The sequence below is a fragment of the Alteromonas sp. AWQ4_252 genome (assembly GCF_056158205.1).
Window position 1 is genome coordinate 771,791 of sequence record NZ_JBSWSV010000001.1, and the last position, 21,799, is coordinate 793,589.

Annotated in this window: 17 protein-coding genes; 10 read left to right on the forward strand and 7 right to left on the reverse strand. The window is 47.2% G+C overall.

Features of this window, described 5'->3' with window-relative positions:
• Positions 1-63 precede the first annotated feature (63 nt).
• From proB to ACXACM_RS03415, 3 genes are all read left to right on the forward strand, one after another.
• A complete protein-coding gene (proB, locus tag ACXACM_RS03405) occupies positions 64-1,176 on the forward strand; it encodes a glutamate 5-kinase (RefSeq protein WP_474824201.1) in 1,113 nt (370 codons plus the stop codon).
• Between the two features lie 85 nt (positions 1,177-1,261).
• Positions 1,262-1,699, forward strand: a complete 438-nt coding sequence (locus ACXACM_RS03410; RefSeq protein WP_474819804.1) for an acyl-CoA thioesterase — start codon at positions 1,262-1,264, stop codon at positions 1,697-1,699.
• Positions 1,699-2,649 (forward strand): D-2-hydroxyacid dehydrogenase, encoded by a 951-nt coding sequence (locus tag ACXACM_RS03415; protein ID WP_474819805.1) that lies wholly within the window; start codon positions 1,699-1,701, stop codon positions 2,647-2,649. The genes ACXACM_RS03410 and ACXACM_RS03415 overlap by 1 nt, the downstream gene beginning before the upstream one ends.
• Here ACXACM_RS03415 and ACXACM_RS03420 read toward each other — a convergent pair.
• Positions 2,636-2,905, reverse strand: coding sequence for a hypothetical protein (locus ACXACM_RS03420; RefSeq protein ID WP_474819806.1), 270 nt, complete (start codon positions 2,903-2,905; stop codon positions 2,636-2,638). The two genes, ACXACM_RS03415 and ACXACM_RS03420, sit on opposite strands and share 14 nt — an antisense overlap.
• Before the next feature lie 213 nt (positions 2,906-3,118).
• Between ACXACM_RS03420 and ACXACM_RS03425 the strand changes: the two genes are divergently transcribed.
• On the forward strand, positions 3,119-3,616 hold the full coding sequence (locus tag ACXACM_RS03425; RefSeq protein WP_474819808.1) for an RNA polymerase sigma factor: 498 nt from the start codon (positions 3,119-3,121) through the stop codon (positions 3,614-3,616).
• Complete coding sequence (locus ACXACM_RS03430; RefSeq protein WP_474819809.1) at positions 3,609-4,187, forward strand: hypothetical protein; 579 nt, start codon at positions 3,609-3,611, stop codon at positions 4,185-4,187. The genes ACXACM_RS03425 and ACXACM_RS03430 overlap by 8 nt, the downstream gene beginning before the upstream one ends.
• On the opposite strand, the gene ACXACM_RS03435 is transcribed toward ACXACM_RS03430, so the two are convergent.
• Both ACXACM_RS03435 and ACXACM_RS03440 read right to left on the reverse strand, forming a co-directional pair.
• Positions 4,188-7,922 carry a translocation/assembly module TamB domain-containing protein gene (locus tag ACXACM_RS03435; protein WP_474819811.1) on the reverse strand — a complete coding sequence of 1,245 codons (3,735 nt, stop codon included), beginning with the start codon at positions 7,920-7,922 and terminating at the stop codon, positions 4,188-4,190. It abuts the gene before it with no gap.
• The gene (locus ACXACM_RS03440; protein ID WP_474819812.1) at positions 7,919-9,688 is read right to left on the reverse strand and encodes an autotransporter assembly complex protein TamA; all 1,770 of its coding nucleotides are present in this window, start codon (positions 9,686-9,688) and stop codon (positions 7,919-7,921) included. Before ACXACM_RS03440 ends, ACXACM_RS03435 begins: the two co-directional genes overlap by 4 nt.
• 244 nt (positions 9,689-9,932) lie before the next feature.
• Here ACXACM_RS03440 and ACXACM_RS03445 point away from each other — a divergent pair, with 244 nt between their 5' ends.
• Entirely contained in the window at positions 9,933-11,156 is a 1,224-nt protein-coding gene (locus tag ACXACM_RS03445) for a multidrug effflux MFS transporter (RefSeq protein ID WP_474819814.1), read from the forward strand.
• Positions 11,157-11,226: 70 nt separating this feature from the next.
• On the opposite strand, the gene ilvC is transcribed toward ACXACM_RS03445, so the two are convergent.
• Positions 11,227-12,708 (reverse strand): ketol-acid reductoisomerase, encoded by a 1,482-nt coding sequence (gene ilvC / locus ACXACM_RS03450; RefSeq protein WP_474819815.1) that lies wholly within the window; start codon positions 12,706-12,708, stop codon positions 11,227-11,229.
• Between the two features lie 154 nt (positions 12,709-12,862).
• Between ilvC and ilvY the strand changes: the two genes are divergently transcribed.
• Positions 12,863-13,732, forward strand: a complete 870-nt coding sequence (gene ilvY / locus ACXACM_RS03455; protein ID WP_474819816.1) for an HTH-type transcriptional activator IlvY — start codon at positions 12,863-12,865, stop codon at positions 13,730-13,732.
• Here the strand turns inward: ilvY and ACXACM_RS03460 are convergent.
• Positions 13,707-15,227, reverse strand: a complete 1,521-nt coding sequence (locus tag ACXACM_RS03460) for a YifB family Mg chelatase-like AAA ATPase (protein WP_474819818.1) — start codon at positions 15,225-15,227, stop codon at positions 13,707-13,709. The two genes, ilvY and ACXACM_RS03460, sit on opposite strands and share 26 nt — an antisense overlap.
• 105 nt (positions 15,228-15,332) lie before the next feature.
• The gene (locus tag ACXACM_RS03465) at positions 15,333-15,944 is read right to left on the reverse strand and encodes a trimeric intracellular cation channel family protein (protein WP_474819819.1); all 612 of its coding nucleotides are present in this window, start codon (positions 15,942-15,944) and stop codon (positions 15,333-15,335) included.
• A 447-nt stretch (positions 15,945-16,391) separates the two neighbouring features.
• Between ACXACM_RS03465 and ACXACM_RS03470 the strand changes: the two genes are divergently transcribed.
• The 3 genes from ACXACM_RS03470 to ilvA are packed head-to-tail and all read left to right on the forward strand — an operon-like array spanning position 16,392 to position 20,735.
• Positions 16,392-17,324, forward strand: a complete 933-nt coding sequence (locus ACXACM_RS03470) for a branched-chain amino acid transaminase (RefSeq protein ID WP_474819820.1) — start codon at positions 16,392-16,394, stop codon at positions 17,322-17,324.
• A 34-nt stretch (positions 17,325-17,358) separates the two neighbouring features.
• Positions 17,359-19,209, forward strand: coding sequence for a dihydroxy-acid dehydratase (ilvD, locus tag ACXACM_RS03475; RefSeq protein WP_474819822.1), 1,851 nt, complete (start codon positions 17,359-17,361; stop codon positions 19,207-19,209).
• Positions 19,206-20,735 carry a threonine ammonia-lyase, biosynthetic gene (gene ilvA / locus ACXACM_RS03480; protein ID WP_474819823.1) on the forward strand — a complete coding sequence of 510 codons (1,530 nt, stop codon included), beginning with the start codon at positions 19,206-19,208 and terminating at the stop codon, positions 20,733-20,735. Before ilvD ends, ilvA begins: the two co-directional genes overlap by 4 nt.
• A gap of 71 nt (positions 20,736-20,806) precedes the next feature.
• Here ilvA and ACXACM_RS03485 read toward each other — a convergent pair whose 3' ends face one another.
• Positions 20,807-21,799, reverse strand: a complete 993-nt coding sequence (locus tag ACXACM_RS03485) for a Kelch repeat-containing protein (RefSeq protein WP_474819824.1) — start codon at positions 21,797-21,799, stop codon at positions 20,807-20,809.

Sequence of the window (21,799 nt, forward strand, 5' to 3'; positions counted from 1 at the left end):
TGATGTTTTTCTTTTAACAATTGCAGTATTCTCAAGTTCTTCTGTGTGTTATCTCAACTCTTCATGAATGACTTTATCTGGCAGAGAGCCGTAATTAAGGTTGGCAGTGCGTTAATCGCCCCCGACGGTGAACACGTAAGTGCAAAATATGTGTTACCTATCGCCCGTTTTATTGTTGAAAGTCGTGCAGCCGGTAAAGAAGTGATAGTAGTGTCTTCCGGTAGCGTTGCGGCTGGGCGTAGTCGGATCCCGGTGAATCACTCACCTTCTATTGCTGAAAAACAGGCGATGGCCGCCATTGGTCAAATGCAAATGATGGCGAACTGGCAACGTTTTTTTGATTTTCCCTGTGCCCAGGTACTGTTAACGGCTGATGACCTTCACGATCGCACCCGTTATGTAAACATCCAAAATACACTGAGGGAATTGCTGGCCCACCATGCTTTACCGGTAGTGAACGAAAACGACACGGTAGCGGTAGCCGAACTTAAAGTGGGCGATAATGATAATCTCGGGGCGTACACTGCCATAGTTGCAAAGGCCGATACACTTATTATCTGTTCTGATATCAATGGGTTGTATACTGCTGATCCGCGCAAGGACCTCTCCGCATCTTTCATTCCCTATGTCGATGCCATTACTCCGGATATCTACGCGTTAGCAGGAGGAGCGGGAACAGCTGTTGGGACAGGTGGCATGAAGACAAAAATCGAAGCTGCAGATAAATGTAGTCAAAGCGGTATTCAAACACTTATTGTGAATGGCCGCGATGGTACGGTATTCGATTCTCTGCTTCATGGTCGATGTCCGGGAACGCTATTTGCCCCTTCCCAATCACGAAATAAAGCGCGGACGCTATGGCTTACGCATACGCTTTCCACTCGGGGTGTAGTCACCGTTGATGAAGGCGCAAGGCGCGCCATTGTCGAAAAAGGCGCATCCTTACTACCTTCTGGAATTACTGGTCTTTCTGGCCGATTCAGGGCCGGCGATGCTATTGAAATTGAGCACGCTGGTGAGGCGATTGCCAAAGGGCTTGCTCAATATGACAGTGTTGATTTAAAGCGAATTAAAGGCAAAAAAAGCCAGGATATACTTAGTATTCTCGGCTATGACAGCGGGGAAGAAGTCGTACATCGCGACAATCTGGTGTTGCTCGATAACCCATTACTGTAACACTGGCGAGTAAAGCAAAACCCAATCTGGCAATGCGAAGGGCAAATGCGTATGCTGATATCCCGTCGACTTTACAGGAAGTGCCATGACCGATTTTGTTCCGTCTCTTAGCGATTACCCCTACACGGTAGAACTCTCTACCCGGTTACAAGACAATGATGAAAACGGCAATATTAATAACGTTGCCTTCTATAGTTTCTTTGACACAGCGGTAAGTCGTTTTTTAAAAGCTCACTGTGATGCATCCTTGAGGTCGTCAAACGTAGTCACTTATGTGGTAAGTTCACAGTGTCAATATATCGCACCTGCCTCTTACCCTGACGCTATTTTTGTTGGTCTAAGGGTTGTTAAAGTTGGTCGAAGTTCGGTGACTTATGGTTTGACTGTCTATGCGGGAGAATCAAAAAGGCGGGTTGCTCACGGGCAGTTTGTGCACGTGTATGTGGATAAAAAGACAAATAATGCGGTACCTGTTCCCGCTCCTGTTCGAGATTCTCTAAATACGATCACGGAAGCGTTCTGATGAAAGCGGTATTGCTAGATGCCGACACGCTTAACCCGGCAACTCTGGATTTGCGTTGTTTAACCGAGTTACCCATTACGCTTTCCCAGTATCCCCACACGTCTGCAGAACAATGTGCTGAACGCATCGCTGACGCTGATATTATTTTAACCAACAAGGTTATTCTTAACGAAAAGCTGCTCTCTAAAGCGCCTAAGTGCCGCTACATCGGCGTTATGGCTACGGGTACCAATAATATTGATAAGGCCTATTGTCAGTCTCGAGGCATTGTTGTTGCTAACGTAGAAGGCTACGGAACCGATGCCGTAGCTCAGCATGCTCTCATGCTGATGTTGAACCTGACAACCTCGTTTGGTGCCTATAAACGTGATGTTGAACAGGGCGTTTGGTCGGACGGACCGCATTTTTGTCTACTCAGCCATCCGGTTTATGAGCTGGCGGGAAAACACCTTGTTATTGTTGGTTACGGTGAACTCGGACGGCGTTTCGCCGACTTGGCGCGGGCTTTAGGGATGCGGGTATCTGTTGCCGCGAGGCCAGGAAATGCTGAAGACAACAGACCTTCACTGGATAGTTTGCTACCAGACGCTGATGTGGTGTCGCTACACTGTTTGCTCAGCGACGACACTTATCACTTGATAAACGAAGGGCGGTTATCACTGATGAAGCCCACAGCTTTATTGATAAATACAGCCAGAGGGGCGCTTATCGACGAAAATGCGCTGTTGTTGGCACTTAAAAAGGGCGTTATCGGTGGCGCGGGCCTTGATGGGTTATCTACAGAGCCGCCTCCCAAGGATCATCCTTTGTTGAATACAGGGTTGTCGAATCTACTCATAACACCACATTCCGCCTGGGTTGCAGCTGAAGCCCGCCAGCGTCTGGTGAATATTGCTGCCAGACACTTAGCGAACTTTCTTTTGCAAAATGACATTACTATAAATCGTTAATTTTTTTGTTTAATTCGTAACCAGGTTCAGTAACGATGGCTTCGAGAGTCTCAATACGGCGCTTTAACGCTTCGTAATCTTCAGGTTCTTTCTCTTTCGAGGAAGAAAGAGAAGAAAAACGGGCCTCGGTAAAGGGGTTGCTTACGTTCCCATTCAGCCAGTCAGCAAGCTTGAGCTTGTAACGTGCATCAAGGTAGCAAACAAGTAAAGACACGCTGGCAATGGTTGCCAGAATAATAACAGCAGTAACAGACATATATTTCTCCAGGTTCAGTTGAATGTGTTGATCTTTGCTGCAAAAACGTACGGTAAAGGTCAACACGCTTTAGTCACCATGCCGCCAAAAAAAGCGGCGTTACAGGAGTAGTCGAACTTTTTTAAAAAATATTACAGGGTAGCTGTAATTTTTTTTTAGAAGCAGTGACTGTAATCCTATACGAACTTCATTATTTAAAACCCAGGAGTCGGATTGAAAACGGATTTTACCCAAATCATCAAGCAATACGGTCCTTTGCTTTCCAGGGTTGCTAGTGGTTACGAAGCAAATGATGCATTGCGGCAAGAGCTATTGCAGGAAATTGCCATTGCGGTTTGGCAAGGCCTGCAAAGGTTTGAAGGTAAAAGCAGCGTGAAAACCTATATATTGAAAATTGCCCACAACCGGGCAGTTTCGCACATTGCCGCAAATGCTCGTTTACCTGCTTCTGAGCCCTTAGATGACAATAGCATAGCGTCTTCAGTGACTGTGTTTTCACCCGAGTTACAAGCTTCACAAGACAGTCAGATGGAGGCGCTTTTGACCATAGTCAGACAACTACCTTTACCGGGAAGGCAGGTTCTGACACTGTCTTTGGAAGGGTTGTCCTACGAAGAAATTGCAGACATTTGTGGGTTAACCCGGAGTCATGTTGGTGTGATTTTGAAGCGCACAAAGTCGGAAGTGGTAAGGAGAATGGAAAATGCATGATTCCGATGACAAATTAGTTTCATTATGGCAGAACCAGTCTGTCGAACCGCTGGACTTACTGAAAGTTCAGCGTGAATTTTTAAAGCAGCAATGGAAGCAGCGTATCTATATTGCGGTCGATCTACTGTCACCTCTGCCTTTTATTTTCATGCTGATATATATGAAAGACGAGTTATCGAGATTTTCTTTTTGGACATGTGTGGTGGCGATTGTAGTGAGTGTGCCTTATATCGCGTATTTTACCTGGCTGCGACGACATGCCGCCTTTCCCAACGGGGATAGCACGTCTCAGCATATAGTCCTTTTACAGCGACAGTTGGCGAGCAATGCCAAAATTGCACGTTACACTAAGCATTTAAGTTGGATTTCAGCCGTTATTTTAATATTGGTAAATGTTGGCCGATTACTCAATGGTGAGTTTGATAACAACCCGTCATTTTCCCTTTCTGTATTCTGGTGGTGGATGGTTTCAGGATGTGGTGCTTGTCTGGCATTCTTTTTTTGGGCTGGCAGAAGGGAAAAGCACTTTGCCGCGCGCCAGCGTGAACTGGCGCATCTCATTTATGAGTAGCTAATTACTCTCGTTGTCTGGCTCGGACTTACTGTCGTTGTCATCTTCCGGGCCGCCAAAAAAGAATTCGTAATAGAAATCAACGGCAAACTCGGTTTGTTCCTCAATGGTTGTTTGAACAGCCTCAACAAATAGCTTGGGCAACAACCGGTATCGAAGGGCAAGATCAGGTGGCTCTTGTCTGCGTCTTAATGTTTGTGTGGTATTACTATTACTGCTCAACCCGACATCTACGTTGTACTGTACTGTAAGCCTGTCATTGATACGCCCGCTTACTGACAGCTTGGTCGACCCACCGCCTGTACTGCTGGTGGTTCCAACGCTGAAATCTTCAATACCCAGGGCATTTCCAACCTGTCCCTGAAGCTTCTCTGTATTGGACAAACCAAAGCCAAGTAACAACGCGTTGTAGTTGGGTTCCGAAGAACTTGCGCCAGGACCGCGACCAGTTAACAGGTAAGACAAACTGTTGCTCTGGTTCATGGCAGGTTCTGAGAATAAATTTATATTCGGACTGTCGGCAGCCCCATCGATACGTATACCAGCTATGACACCGTCTTCGGTTTTATCCGGATCTCTGATGGCTTCAACCAGCAGCATGGGTTGATCAAGGGGGCCATTGAACTGCACCTCCCCTGTTTGGATAACTAAATCCTGCCCGTATGCCTGATAACGTCCATTAAGGATCTGAAGGTCACCGTATCCAACCATGGCAGGATGCGTGCGTACTTCGATACCCCCGTACAGGTTGGCTGTCAGGCCGAAGGCTTCCAGTTTTACTTCACCTTCTTTTTGCTTATCAATATTGACCATAACGGTAGCATCGACAATATCCAGTGGATCTTCTGGCGGAGGCTCGCCACGTAAATGTACATCTTTTGAAGGTGAAACAGCATTTTCTGGCAAGGCTTCAACTTCTATCCTGGCCCATGGAATGCCAACTTCACCGTTAACTTTTACGCTGTTCATTGCGAGTTCGGCAGTTATGTCAGGCGATACTCGCATACGGATATTGGGTTGATTAATCTGAAACTTTTGCCCTTTTAGTTTCACTCTGGAGGACAAGCTATCAACCCACTCCACGTCGCCGTTCAATGAGCCTTTTCCTCCTCCAAGTAAGAAAGAGCCCTCAAAGCTGGCGCGCTTGCCGTCAAAGTGGATGATTTGCTCCCAATCAGCGATATTCACGGGAGCATCTTCAATGTCGATAGTGCCATTCTTTAACATCAGGTCGCCACTGAGGTGTGGAGATGCAAGCGTTCCCTTTATCGCCAACTGACCGTTTAGGTTGCCAGCAAGCTCCCGTATGGTTTGTGAAATGGGTTTTAGCGGCGCAATGCGTACATTATCTACCTGAACTTCACCTGCTAGTGGGTAAGAAGACGTTTTCGTGTCAATGTTCAGTGTGGTGTTAATCGTACCAAGCTGTTCACTTTGTATATGGACATTTGTGTCCAGTACGTCATTTTCATAAGTACCCGTGGCCGACAAGGTGTCTGATGAAAGTTTCAATTCCTGGTTTGGTCCAAGAGTCCAGGTAGTAGGGGTCACACTGAGGTCAAAGGTGGCCTTCATTGGTGCATTTACGCCAAACTCTCCTATTGAATTGAAAGAAAGTTTGGCATCGGCATTGTCAGTAAAAGTATCTGGCAATAATTCGTGAACCCACAACCCTGCAGGAAGCGCCTTGCCGTTCACCACCCATTTAGTGCGTTCTTCCTTATGTAAGATGTCTTCAATACACAGTTGGCCTTGCTCTCTGGCTTCCCAGCAATGCTGAGATACTTTCATGCTTAACGGTTCTGTACGTACAGCAACACTAAATGGGTTCGTGAGTTGCCAGCGAGTGGTAAGCACGCCAAGTTCACTTGTGTTTATATTGGCTTTGTACTTTCCATCAGACCAGCCTCCCTGCATGGACAAGTCGATAAAATGCTCCGGGAGAGCCATATCCAGTGAGATTTCGTGGTTAGTGAGCGCTCCACTTAGTGCAACGCTACCATTTAGCTGTCCTTGCTCTGCCAATGTTGCGTTGAGCGCTGGAGACACTGCTATATCCTGCAACTTGATTGTTCCGTCGGCGACAGGGTCCTGCCATGGCCCCTCAGCCTTAATTTTGCCGCTAATTGCACCAGAGATATCCGGATACAATGTACTCGCCTCAGGGATATCGATATCTATGTCAGCGTTGATATATCGGGTGTTGTAGATTTGCGCGAGCACGCGCACAAAGTTTTCCTGCTGCTTTATTGCCAGGTTTGTTACTACGATGTCGTTGCTCTGGGAATACACAACGAAGCCAGTAGCTGAGAGCGGCGCTCCCTCTCTTTCTCCGGTGATGTCCAAATCGGTAACACTCACTTCTATACCCTGTTCAGTGAGCTGCATCAAGCTGGTAAATCCGCCGTTAATATTCTCGGGGCCCGCGTTCGACAAACGCTTTGACGAAATATTGGTAAGCGCTGTCTTGCCAAACCAGCTTACGGTTTCATTGAGAAACAAATCACCGGTATTGGTAATTTTCCCTTCCAGAATGTCAATTGAGAGGGCATTAACCGAAATTTTATCGCTATTTAGCGTTACGTTGGCAATCACTGGTACCGGCCCGATATCTTTTAACGAAGCACCGCTATCTGCAGTGAAAGTATAGCTTCCCATTTGCCCTTGCAGGTTTAAATCACCCTGCCAAAGCGTGCTCTGCTCCATGCCAATCATGGGCTGCTCGGGCCAATTTACGTTCAGCGTAAGTGGTAGCGTATCAGAAAGTAAGTTGGCCGTGCCGCGAGTGTGAACAGTTACCGTTCCTTCTGCGGAAATATCCAGGCTCAAATCTGCCAGGCTTCCTGTGGAGGTAAGGGTAACAACTTCTTCAATACCATCAGTTTCAATTACAGCGGTACTCTCTATGTCCAGAGGATAATTTTCACTAAGAACAACTTCCCCGGAGGTATCTATGGTGGCTTGGGTATGTTCCACGTGGAGCTTTGCCCAACTGAGCTTACTCTCTGCAATTGAGAGGCTTTTCCAGCGAATGATAGCAAGGTGTTGAGCACCGGTTGAATCAGGGTTTATGTGAATATCCTGAAAATCGAATTTACTGATTTCAACAGGAATGGGCGATTGTATTTCAGGTAAGTCGGGGGCATTGTAGCTCATTGCGTAGCTTACTTTCCCCTTGGGTTCTGGCGCGGGTTCAGGATCGGCGTCAACTAATGAGACAATAAGTCCGCTCGCATTCAGTGACGGCAATACAATTCTTTTATCTGCTTCCAGCTTCGTCTTTAGGGATGCCAGATGAACAGAGGCCGCCGGAGTGTCTACCTGTAAATTAGTTAAGCTGAAGTGCTCAAGCTTCACTGGCAGTGGCATAGAAAAAGGCCCATCACTGCCCTGTGTTTCCTCAGATTCAGGCATAGGCTGCTTTTGTTTAACCCGGATACCATCGATATTGATATATTCAATGCAAAGCTTTTTACCCAGGCTACAGCCAAGAACAATATTGACACTTGCACTTTCAGCAGACACCAGCCAGTAATCATCCTCCCAGTGCAATCCCTTAACTGCATAGTCACTCAGTAGGGAGCCTTCAATGTCGGTAATGGTTAATCCGTCGACTGCCCACTCTGCAACATTGCGAACAATCGGATTGCCTAGTGGACTAACAATTATAGCCAGCAACCCGAGGATAAGAAAAAGTGGCAACACCACTCCATACAGGGCAATGCGTTTGATCATAGCTCTGGCCCCAATACGAAGTGAATGCGCCAGCTATTTTCAAAGTCTGACAAACCTCTGGCGCCATAGACTCTTACCGGTCCGATGGGAGAAAGCCAATGGAAACCTGCGCCGAAACCAAAAGCCACGCCTTCATCAAAGTCATTGGTTGCCGTACCTGCGTCAGTAAAGACTGCTGCACGCCAGTTATCCGCAACGCGATAGGCATATTCAACACTGGTGGTAACAAGGTACTTACCACCCACCGAAACGTCGTATTGTTCTTCACCGGTTTCCGGGTCGATAACCACATCATCTTTCGGAGAAATATCGCGGTAGGCGAAGCCTCTGATACTTTGGTCACCACCGGCAAAAAAGCGCAGAGATGCGGGCACCCTGGAAAAGTCCGACGTTTCAATAGCGCCCCCTTCAGCTCTTACCATCAACCAGTGTTTATCAAGTGTGCGGATCATCGCCCCTTCAATAACTGATTTCGCATAATCAATGTCAGATCCCAAATCGGCCCGACCAACTTGCACGAAGGCTTGAAAATAAGAGCCTTTCGTTATGTTAAGCGGGTCATCTCTATTGAGATATCGAATAGCATAACCTGGCATCAACAACTGTGTGGTTTGCTCTGGATCTGCTCCTTGAGTGTATTTTTCTCTGAGGTAAGTTAGCGACCCGTCTTGTCGCCAGAATGAATCAGTTTCCTGCCAATAACGGTGGGACGCAATTGATAGTGTTTCTGCTTCCGTATCGGTATTGGTGTATTCAATAAACTGATAGCCAGCTTCAATGCTGAGGTAGTCGTTGGTGATATCCCCCATGGGAATGCGATAATCTACGGTTAAAGATTGTTCGGGCGAAGAGATAAATAATTCAGAGGAAACTGAGTGCCCCCGGCTGTTAATCCACGGGCGATCCCAACGGAGTCGCAACCTTGGGCCTGTGTCTGTAGCGGCACCTACACCCACATTGAAACTGTCTTTAGGCTTGTGTACCAAGGTTATTTCAATAGGAACAAGGAGGTTCTCTGCTTTACTGACTACTGGTCTTGCGATTACCCGGGAAAAATAGCCGGACTGGTTAAGTCTGCGGTTAAACTCAGTGAGCTTTGACGACGAATAATCTTCACCTGTTGAAAAGGGGGTTAGTCGCTTAAGAATTGCGGCTGATTTTTCATCACCAACAATCACGATGTCGCCGAACTTGTAGCGACTGCCACTTTGAGCAATGAGAACGATGTTTGCTTCACGCTCTTCTCTTACTAAGTCGAGACGTGTTACCTGCCAGTTAAAATCAAAGTAACCGTGAGATAAAGCATAATTGAACATGGCCGATTTGAAGCTTTCATAAACCGGTTGGTTCAACACATCGCCCTTTTTTAGAGCAAACCCGTTGTAGTTCTTACGAAACTCAGGATCAGCACGGCCCTGACCTATAATCTCCCGGGTGACATTGGCAACGGTTAAAGGCGTATTCAAATCAACGCGGAGTATGATATCGCCATCGTCCTCCTCTACCCGTGTTTCACTATTGTAATAGCCAAATGGCTCGACAGCGGTAGCGACTGTTTTTGCTATTTCATCCTGCCAGAATGGGTCAGACAGCAATGCATCACTTAAATCCAGGTTGTTCACATGTAACCTGATATTATCTTTAAGCGAGGGTTGTTCCACGCCTTCTATTTCCACCTCAATGGCACTAGCGGCCTGATTGAAACACAGCAATATCAATGCAAGCGTGGCGGCATATATTGTGTGGCGTTTACGTGTCAGTTTCATAGTGTCCGTTAAATAATTGCAACGTCACGAAATTTGGTATTTGCAACAGATGAACCTTTCAGGCAATGATAATAGTATTCGTTAAAGCGATGCAAAACGATCAGTAGGAATGCGCTGTCAATGATACACAATAACAGCTGAAGCGCACTGCTTTTTACCCTTTTGACTAAGGCGTAGGTTATAATGCGCTCAACGTTAATGAGCTACTAACCGGACATCTACCCTCCCCATGCAAAAAGGAAACATGAAAACCACGTCTCAACCAACCCTTGGACTTGTCGAATTTGTTGCTTTAATGGCACTCATGACATCACTCGTGGCGTTGAGTATAGATGCAATGCTGCCAGCGTTAAATCAAATTGGACAGGATTTACACGCAGCTGACTTACATGACGCGCATCTCATAGTGTCGATATTTTTCGGCGGCATGGCGCTCGGACAACTTTTCTTTGGCCCGTATTCCGATACTCGCGGTCGCCGCCAGGCTATTTTACTGGGGCTGGTGATTTTTGCCTGCGGCTCTGTCATTTGTATGTTCGCGGAAGATATGACAACGATGCTTTGCGGCCGGGTAGTCCAAGCTTTCGGTGTTTCCGGTCCCAGAATTGCGGCGATGGCAATCATCCGCGATTTGTATGTGGGTGACGGAATGGCAAAGGTCATGTCATTTATTATGATGGTCTTTATACTTGTGCCCATGATCGCCCCAATGGTTGGTCAGGCTGTACTGATATTTTTTACATGGCAGCACATATTTACCCTGTTCCTGGTAGCGTCGGTGTGCATTGCCATATGGTTTACCTCAAGGCAACCCGAAACCTTACCCGCAAACAAACGCAAGCCATTTTCTTGGGCAAAGTTGTATGAGTCCAGCCGGTTTATTCTTACCCACGGTAACGTGATGGGCTACACGTTTGCCATGGCCTTTATTTTTGGCGCTTTTCTTAGCTACCTGAGTGCATCTCAAACGATCTTTCAGGAGTATTACGATACCGGGCATTACTTCCCGTTTATTTTTGCACTGCTCGCTTTTTCAATCGGTGTGGCATCGTTTTTCAACGGCACAATGGTGATGCGTTTTGGTATGACTAAGCTGGTAAATTCAGCTTTAGTTGGTGCGGTTGGTTTTGCTGTCGTGTTTGCGACAACACTTTTTGCTTACAATGGGTTACCGCCATTAGTATTACTGATCGCAGAATTGTTTACGGGCTTTTTCTTTGTCGGGATACTGTTTGGCAACTTAAACTCATTGGCAATGCAGCCTCTGGGCAATATGGCTGGTTTGGGCGCTGCTATTATTGGGTCGCTTTCAAGTATGTTTTCAGTGCCAATTGCATTAACCATCGACAGCTTTCTCGCTGGTAACTTGTATCCTATAGGGCTGGGTTTTCTGTTTTTCTTTTCACTGGCGGCTGCCTGTGTCAAATTTGCTCAGTCAAAAGAGCGTGAGGCAACAACTGAGGAATGAAGGGAATAAAAAAGCCCGACCAAAATGGTCGGGCAAAAGGGCTTGGTTAAGCACCTAACGACAGAAATCGTTACACACCAATGATGGCTTTCATGTCCGTCATGTAACCGCGCAACTCTTTACCTATGGCTTCTACACCCGTGTTGCGAATAGCTTCATTTACTTCTACCAAACGACGGTTATCAACCTGGTTAGACGTTTCGCCCAAACCTTTACCGATAACACTGGTATCAATTGACGGCATAAATTTCTCACGCATCAGCGGTACAGCTGCATTTGCGAACAGGTAGTTACCGTACTCTGCAGTATCGGAAATAACTACGTTCATTTCATACAGGCGTTTCCGCGCAATGGTGTTTGAAATCAATGGTGTTTCATGCAGTGATTCATAGTAAGCAGATTCAGGCAGAATGCCAGCTTCAACCATTACGTCGAAGGCTACTTCTACACCGCACTTGATCATGGCTACTAATAAGATGCCATTATCAAAAAATTCTTGTTCAGTGATTTTTCCATCATACTTAGGCGCGTTTTCAAAACCAGACTGACCAGTCTCTTCACGCCACTTTAGTAGATTTGCATCACCGTTCGCCCAGTCTTCCATCATGGTACGGGAAAATTCACCGCTGATAATGTCGTCCTGATGCTTTTCAAACAGAGGGCGAAGTAAATCTGTCAACTCTTCTGCTAAATCAAAAGCTTTGATTTTTGCAGGGTTAGACAGTCTGTCCATCATGTTTGTCACACCACCGATTTTTAACGCTTCAGTGATGGTTTCCAGACCAAATTGTATAAGCGCAGCAGCGTAGCCAGCGTCCATTCCATCAGCTGTCATTTTTTCAAATGCCAGGATAGCAGCGGCTTGTTGCATACCACATAAAATGGTTTGCTCGCCCATAAGGTCAGATTTAACTTCCGCAACAAAAGACGATTCCAGAACACCTGCACGGTCACCACCAGTAGCGCTTGCCAGTGCTTTGGCGATATCCCAGCCTTCGCCTTTAGGATCGTTCTCTGGGTGAACCGCAATCAGTGTAGGTACACCGAAACCACGCTTATATTCTTCACGTACTTCAGTACCAGGACACTTAGGTGCACACATCACAACCGTGATATCTTTACGGATTTGCTGGCCTTCTTCTACGATATTAAAACCGTGAGAATAGCCTAATGCAGAACCTTCTTTCATCAGCGGCATAACCGCTTCAACTACGCTGGCGTGCTGTTTGTCAGGGGTCAAGTTGTATACCAGATCTGCGTCAGGAATAAGCTCCTGATAGGTACCCACTTTAAAACCGTTGCCTGATGCCCGCTGAAAAGAATCACGTTTTTCGTCGATTGCAGCCTGACGCAAAGCGTAAGCTACGTCCAACCCTGAATCTCTCATATTCAGACCCTGATTCAGGCCTTGAGCACCACAGCCGACGATAACCACTTTCTTGCCTTTCAAAAATTCACAGCCTTCTGTGAATTCGCTGCGTGCCATAAAACGACAGCGACCTAATTGGTCCAATTGCTGACGTAGAGATAGAGTATTAAAATAATTAGCCATAAAAAATTCCGAACATCATTAATCTAGTCACTATCGACGGGCACAAAGCCAGTCAATGACCTCGTCGATGACGACTTGTTGTGAATAATACGTGAACACATTTGTTTTGAAAAATGATATATTTGCAAAACAGTGTTTCATATTTTGCAATATTATGGATTTTCGGTCGTTACAATTATTCAATCATTTGGCTTCCAGTTTACATTTTGGTGAAACTGCAGAGGCTATGTATGTGTCGCCTTCCACGCTTAGCCGCGCTATACAAAGGCTTGAAGACGAGTGCGGCGTAACGCTACTGAAGCGGAATAATCGCTCGGTGGTGTTGACGCACGCCGGTCATAAAATGTTGTCCTTCAGTACTGACGTGTTAAGACAATGGGATGACATCCGTCGTGAATTGAAAGATGACAACGAAGCACTGCAAGGCGAACTCAGTGTTTTTTGCTCCGTGACTGCGAGCCAAAGTCACTTACCAGCACTGCTTAAAGCGTTTCGGGCTCGATATCCGGGGGTAGATATTCGTTTGGTTACCGGAGATCCAGCCCTGGCGAATACGAAAGTAAAGCAAAAGGAATGCGATGTCGCCATTGCTATAAATACGCCGGATTTTCCCACGGATATGACGTTCACGCCTCTGGATAAGGTACCGCTTGTACTCATCGCGCCAAGAGAATGGAGGTTGTCTGAGCTATCACATATCGACTGGCGCAAACATCAGGTAATCATGCCCGAACACGGCCCGACCAGGCGCATTGCTTACCACTGGTTTGCCGAACACGGGATCCGCCCTAACGTGTATGCTTCTGTCGGTGGTAATGAAGCCATTGTAAGTATGGTTGCCCTTGAGTGTGGCGTGGGTTTTGTACCTCAGGTTGTCCTCGATCATTCTGCCATGGCTGCGAGTGTTTCTAAGATCCAGGTATCCGATATCGAAGTCTATGAGCTAGGTCTTAGCTGTTTGCAAGCGCGACGACATGAACCCTTGGTAGACGCCTTATTTAGCTTGAGCTCAGCTGTTGTATAAGGCTATCTAAGGCACGATAACCAAGGGCCTCAGCAAGGTGGTGGCGGTTAACACCGTTATCACCTGACAAGTCTGCAATGGTGCGAGCCACTTTTAATGTGCGATGAAATGCCCGCATAGACAAACTAAGTTTTTCCGCCGCCAGTTGAATAAAATCAAGGTCTTGCTGTGATAACTTGCAACAATTAGCCAATGCCGTAACAGGAATATACGCATTTAAAACATCTTGTCTTTGTAACTGCGTTTTCCGGGCTCTCATGACTTTTTCTACCGGGTGTTTTATGTCGTCTGGTTCATTTTTGTCCTGCCATAAGCTCAGTTGATATTCTGGTAGGCGAGGAACTTCAACTTGTATATCAATACGGTCGAGAAGCGGGCCCGATACCCGTGATAAATAGCGTAGAATTTGATCTGGTGGCGTGCGGCCATCGTGAATATCACCTGTGGGACTTGGGTTCATTGCCGCAATAAGTTGGAACTTAGCAGGGTAAACTACGCTTGCTGAAGCACGAGAGATGTGAACTTCACCGGTTTCCAATGGCTCTCTGAGGACGTCTAAAGTACGACGGCCAAATTCCGGAAGTTCATCGAGAAATAACACACCATGATGGGCCAAAGACACTTCACCGGGTTGTGGCGATGCGCCTCCACCGGTAATTGCAACCGCTGATGCTGTGTGATGAGGAGAGCGAAAAGGTCTACTGGCCTGAATTTGCAAAACTGCACCACGTTGTTTTAACGAGTGTAATGCAGCAACTTCTAAGGCTTCCTCAGGAGAAAGCGGAGGCAGCATGTGTAGCAAGCGGCTTGCAAGTAGGCTTTTACCAGTGCCAGGGGGGCCTGTAAAAAGTAAATTGTGTGCACCAGCAGCGGCAATCATCAACGCCCGCTTGGCTTGATGTTGCCCTTGAATGCCATGCCAAACGTCGTCTTCGGTTGGTGCCTGACTGGTTAGCGCTACGTTTTTATCTTTAATCAAAGGCTCCGTGCCTGATAAGTGCAGGTACACCGCTAAAAGGGAATCGGCAGCGTACCGGGTCGCCCCTTCAACAATGGCGGATTCTCTTTGGTTTTCGAGAGGATGAAAAAGACTATTGCCCTGATTTCGGCAAGCAATCACTGCCGGTATGACACCGCTTATTCCACGCAGTTCTCCGGTAAGCGCAAGTTCGCCCAAAAACTCACAGCGCGCAACGGCTGCTTCGGTGAGTGTGCCGTGAGCAACCAAAATACCAATAGCGATGGCTAAATCGAATTGCCCACCTTGTTTCGCAATACTTGCAGGAGATAAATTGACAGTAATTCGCCGAGCCGGGAATTCAAAACCGCTGTTGATCAGCGCGCTTCGTACCCTGTCTCTGGCTTCTTTTACCGATGTTTCTGCCATACCAACAAGTTGAAAGGACGGTAACCCGTTTGCAAGGTGCACTTCCACCCTTACTGGCGGCGCTTCCATTCCACTGCCTGCCCGGGTATGCACCACGGCCATTCCCATTGTCGCCCTCCTGCTCTATCTCAATTTTTTGTATACACCCTTAATCGCAGTGTGTGAGATATTTTAAGCAAGAAAACAAAGCGGCAATACTGATCACAAGAAGGGTTATTCAGATTTAAAAACCGGTAGCTGCCAATGCCACCGCAACGCACCTAACCGCACCAATACTGTAACGATGACGGCAACTAAGGCACAAAACTGGGAGTCCAAGCCGCTATAGTGGAGGCACGCGTAGGCCAATCCGCCTAAAATACAGGTGATGGCGTAGAGTTCGCCGTTTAGCACTAAGGGAACCTCACGGCATATAACATCCCGCAGTAATCCGCCGAATACCCCGGTAATAGTGCCCATTGCTATGGCAACTGACATAGGTGAATCGTGAATTAACGCCTTTTCCATGCCCACAACGTTAAATAAGGCAAGACCAAATGCATCGGCAATAAGAAGGTAGTGGTATGGGAAGCGAGGGCTGAGCCTCAACCACGCAATAGTTACTGCTGCGGCTCCCAACGTTGAGTAAAGGTAGTCAGTGTCCTGAACCCAAAATACCGGAATGTCTAATACGATGTCGCGAAGGGTGCCACCGCCGATGGCGGTAACGGAAGCGAGAACCACTACGCCAAACCCATCCATCCTTTTTTGATAGGCCATAAGCGTACCTGAAATCGCACATACAGCGACCCCAGCTAAATTTATCCAATGAAACCAATCACCCATTACCACACACCGATATTCTAGTGTGCTTCACCCTACGTGAAGCACGGAAAACTTGTCAGACCCAACGCAAATTACTTGATTCTTAGCGTCGTTTCATGCTATTTCTTCACCCATTAGTTGAATTCTGGTCGGCCAGCCGGTTTTCACAGTGCTAAAAGCACGTACTAAAATTCCGAAATTTTCAAAAATCCAGTCAAAAACAGTACGCGTAGTGCTACCCTCATCTGTGACGATAAACAGAGTGGCAAAACCTTGCGTGGACAAGTGTGTCGGTTAGCTGACACCAGTGTAAACATTCTTGTCCGGCTGTCATAACAACCTTGATCTTGAGTTGGGCGGTTTCCCGCTGTCATGTATCATTCGTTGCAGACAAATGTCTTGTTACTTATTAAAAACAATTCAACAGTGTCAGGCAAACGCTCAGCCTGCCACTTAAAAGGAACAATCATGGCTAAGCAACCAGCAGAATATATTTGGTTCAACGGTGAAATTAAACACTGGAAAGAAGCAACCGTACACGTAATGACACATGCTATTCATTATGGCTCGTCAGTGTTCGAGGGGATCCGTGCCTATAACACACCAGACAAGGGAACCTGTGTATTTCGCCTGGATGAACACAACAAGCGCCTGTTCGACTCTGCAAAAATTTACCGAATGACAATTCCATATACGCTGGATCAAATTAATGAAGCCACTATGGACATCATTCGTAAGAATGAACTTAAGTCAGCATATATTCGTCCCATAGCTTATTACGGTGATATCGGCATGGGGCTGGCCGTACCTTTTGGCACTGAAACCGAAGTGGCCATTGCGGCCTTCGAGTGGGGCGCATACCTTGGTGAAGAAGCGTTGAAAAATGGTGTGGATGCCGGTATTTCTTCCTGGAATCGCTTGGCGGCAAACACCATTCCTACAGGTGCTAAAGCTGGCGGCAACTACTTGTCATCACAGCTTATTTCGATGGAAGCTCGCCGTCACGGCTACGGTGAAGGTATTGCCCTTGACCGCAACGGTTACATCTCTGAAGGTGCCGGAGAGAACATTTTTGTGATCAGAAACGGCATTGTGTCTACCACGCCTAAAACCGCTGCTATCTTGCCAGGTATTACACGCGACACCGTCATTACGCTGTTAAAAGAAATGGGTTACGAGGTCCGTGAAGAGAATATTCCCCGTGAAGCTATGTACTTAGCTGACGAAATTCTAATGTGCGGTACCGCAGCTGAAGTGACACCAGTTCGCAGCGTAGATGGCATTTCAGTCGGTAATGGCGCCCGCGGCCCTATTACTGAAAAAGTACAAGATATGTTCTTCGGCCTGTTCAATGGCAAAACGGAAGACAAATGGAACTGGTTGACACCGGTTTATAAGTAATTTTTAGCAATTAATTTAAAAACGGGAAAGTATTATGCCCAAGTTACGATCTGCAACCTCTACCCAGGGAAGAAATATGGCCGGCGCCCGTGCGCTCTGGCGTGCAACCGGGATGAAAGACAACGATTTTGGGAAGCCCATTATTGCGATTGCCAACTCTTTCACGCAGTTTGTGCCTGGGCATGTGCACCTCAAGGATATGGGGCAACTTGTTGCCCGAAGTGTTGAAGCCGCTGGCGGTGTAGCGAAAGAGTTCAACACCATCGCCGTGGACGATGGAATTGCCATGGGACACAGCGGCATGCTTTACAGCCTGCCATCCCGGGAAATTATTGCTGACTCAGTTGAATATATGGTGAACGCACACTGCGCAGATGCCATCGTGTGTATTTCCAATTGCGACAAAATTACGCCGGGAATGCTGATGGCTGCAATGCGGCTTAACGTGCCTGTGGTTTTCGTTTCCGGTGGGCCGATGGAAGCGGGGAAAACCAAGTTGTCCGATCAAATCATCAAACTTGATTTAGTGGATGCTATGGTTGCAGCTGCCGACGACCGGGTTAGCGACGACGATGCAGACAAAATTGAGCGTTCTGCGTGCCCAACCTGTGGATCCTGTTCGGGGATGTTCACAGCTAACTCAATGAACTGTTTGACGGAAGCCTTGGGCTTGTCGTTACCAGGTAATGGTTCGCTTTTGGCTACCCATGCTGACCGAGAAAACCTGTTCAAGCAAGCCGGTGCTCTGGCTGTTGAATTGTGTGAGCGTTGGTACAAGAACGACGATGAAACCGCGCTGCCACGAAATATTGCATCGTTTAAGGCATTTGAAAATGCCATGAGCCTGGATATCGCCATGGGCGGTTCTACAAATACCATTTTGCATCTATTGGCAGCAGCCATGGAAGGTGAAGTGCCGTTCACCATGGCTGATATTGATCGTCTGTCACGCAAGGTACCACACTTGTGTAAAGTTGCCCCTTCTACGCCAAAATACCATATGGAAGATGTTCATCGCGCTGGTGGCGTACTGGGCATTTTAGGTGAGTTGAACAAGGCCGGTTTGCTAAACAAAGATGTCCATCACGTTTTAGGTAAAAGCTTGCCTGAAGTCATTGAAGACTGGGATATTACTAAAGCAGACAACGAAAAAGCGCATACTTTTTTCCGCGCAGGCCCTGCGGGTATTCGCACAACTCAGGCGTTTAGTCAGGATTGCCGGTGGGATGAAGCCGATGCCGACCGCACAGAAGGGTGTATTCGCAGCATTGAGAACGCGTACAGCAAAGACGGCGGTTTGGCGGTATTGTACGGTAATCTTGCCACTGACGGTTGTATCGTTAAAACAGCGGGTGTTGATGAGTCTATTTTGAAGTTCACCGGCACGGCTAAAATCTATGAAAGTCAGGATGATGCCGTTGCCGGTATTCTCGGTGATGAAGTGAAAGCCGGAGACGTTGTCATTATCCGATACGAAGGACCACGTGGTGGGCCTGGGATGCAGGAAATGCTGTACCCAACCTCTTACCTTAAATCGAAAGGACTGGGTAAAGCCTGTGCGTTGATCACAGATGGACGCTTCTCCGGCGGTACCAGTGGTTTATCAATCGGTCACTGTTCACCAGAAGCCGCTAGTGGTGGTGGTATTGGCTTAGTTGAAGACGGTGACAAAATTGAAATCGACATTCCAAACCGTACTATCAACATTGCAATTTCTGATGAGGAACTTGCTCATCGCCGAGCCGCAATGGAGGCCAGTGACAAGCCATGGCGTCCGAAGGACCGTCAGCGGGAAGTGTCTTTATCACTGAAGAACTTCGCCTTGTTAGCTACCAGTGCAGATAAAGGCGCGGTAAGGGATCCGTCAAAGCTGGAAGATATATGACCGTTAGCCAACACGAGTATTTAAAGAAGATATTGCTGGCACCGGTTTATGATGTGGCTGTTCACAGTGAGTTGTCGGCCATGTCCAGGCTGTCTCAGTTGTTGGGGAATGATATCTACCTGAAACGGGAAGATCAGCAGCCGGTGAAGTCGTTTAAGTTACGTGGCGCGTATAACCGCTTGTCTTCACTTACGCCAGCGCAGCTCGAAGGTGGTGTGATTGCTGCTTCTGCGGGAAACCATGCACAGGGGCTGGCTTTTGGCGCGCGTAAGAAAGGTATACACGCGACCATTGTTATGCCGGAAACCACGCCTGACATCAAAGTGGATGCGGTGCGGCGCTTTGGCGGTAACTTTGTGAATATAGTGCTTCATGGCACCAATTTCGACACCGCCAGCAAGCATGCCCAGCAGTTGGCCGAGTCCCAGGGCTACACATTTATTCCGCCCTTTGATGATCCGGATGTCATTGCCGGCCAAGGTACCATAGCCAGAGAGTTGTTGGAGCAAAATCCCAATTTGGATATTGTGTTTGTTGCCATTGGCGGTGGTGGATTAGCCGCAGGTATCGCCGTTTACCTGAAGCAATTGAAACCAGATATCAAGATCGTGGGTGTAGAGTCAGAAGAGTCAGCGTGTTTTAAAGCTGCTATGGAAGCCGGAAGTATCGTAACCTTACCTTCGGTAGGCATCTTCGCCGATGGGGTGGCGGTGAAAACCATGGGCACCGAAACATTCAGGCTGTGTAAAACGCTTATCGATGAAACCATGACGGTAAGCAATGACGAAATTTGCGCTGCAATTAAAGATATTTTCGATGATACCCGAGTGATTGCGGAGCCTGCTGGGGCAATGTCCATTGCTGCTATTAAAAAATACTCAAAGCAGCACGGCTTAAAAGGCAAAAAACTGGGCGGCATTCTGTGTGGCGCGAACATCAATTTCCATACATTGCGGTATGTCTCTGAGCGTTGCGAATTGGGCGAGCAAAAAGAAGCTGTGTTTGCCGTCAAGATTCCAGAACGGCGCGGGGCGTTTAAACAATTTTGTGAGCTGCTCGGCGGAAAAGCGATTACCGAATTTAATTATCGGTACGCCAATGATACCGATGCTCATATCTTTGTAGGTGTTAACCTCAAAGGTGGTAAGCCCGAATTTGCTGAGCTTAGTACGTCACTGAGCAGTCAAGGCTATGATTGTTTCGATATGTCTGACAACGAATTGGCGAAGCTGCACGTTCGTCACATGGTTGGAGGCAGGCCTCCCGCTCTGCTCAATGAAGTGATGTTCACTTTTGAATTTCCTGAGCATCCCGGTGCATTGTTGAAATTTTTAAATACCTTGGGAGAGCGCTGGAATATTACGCTGTTTCACTATCGCAACCATGGTGCTGCGGAAGGGTTAGTACTGGCTGGTTTTGATATTCCGCCGGAAAGTCGGGAGGCCTTTGACACGCACCTGAATCAATTAAATTACCAACATCAGGACGTAACAGAAAACCCTGCTTATCGTTTTTTCTTGTCATGAGTCGGTTGTAACTACAATAGCAAAGGGCGCGTCGCGCCCTTTTTTTATTGGTTAAGGATACTGTAATACTATCACTTCAAAGCGTCGGTTAACTGCTTAGCAGTGAATACCTGAACAGTATCCTTGACCGGCCCTTTAGAGCCTTGTGTTCCGCCAACCAAGTACACATTGTCTTTGACAGTTACCGCTTTGCTGTGACGTACACCCATTACCGGTAACTCAATTTGACGCCATTGTTTCGTGATGAAGTTGTACGCCCATACAACGTCCAGCGCGTCATAATCACCAAAAGATAACAGGTAGTTGCGCCACACTGTTGTGGTGTGAGCACTCAGCGCCATTGGCAAAGCGGGTAAGCTTGTCCAAGTATTGGTGTTAGGGTCAAACTGTTCAAATACGTCGAGCTTTTGATCACCGGTGTAGCCAGCTACCACATAAATTTTTCCCTCATACACAACCGCGCTGGTGGCTTTGCCTGTGGGCATAGGCGGCGCTAAAGACCAACTGTCAGCAGCTATATCGTAGACAGACATGAGGCTGGTTCGTTTCATTTCTTTGGTTTCCCAGTCTCTGTGAGCCCCACCCATAACATAAATTTTGTCACCTATGCGTACTGCTGTATTGATACGAGTTGGGTATGGCAAGGGAGCGGCTTCTGAGACAGTGCGCGTTTCGGTGTTGAATATTTCAACGCGATTTTCGAATTTACTTTGTATGCCGGTACGGGAAATCCCGCCAATCAGGAATATATGGTTGTTGCCGTCAGCGACAGCAGAAAAGTATCGCCGGGGCAATATATGTCCTTTCAGTACCTGACTATTATTAGTCGCCAAATCAACTATTTCTATATCATCACGAAGGCCATATTCATTGCTGCCGCCGAAAGCATAAATTGCTTGGGTATCGGCTGTAACACCAGCACCATAGCGAGGGTATTCTAATTTTAGTACCTGACTTGATGATTCCATAGACGTGGTTGCGGTGCTGGAACATCCGCTGGTAACAGCAAGCAACCCTGTTGTCATTAACGTAATGAATATTTCTCTACACTTCCCTTTAAACAT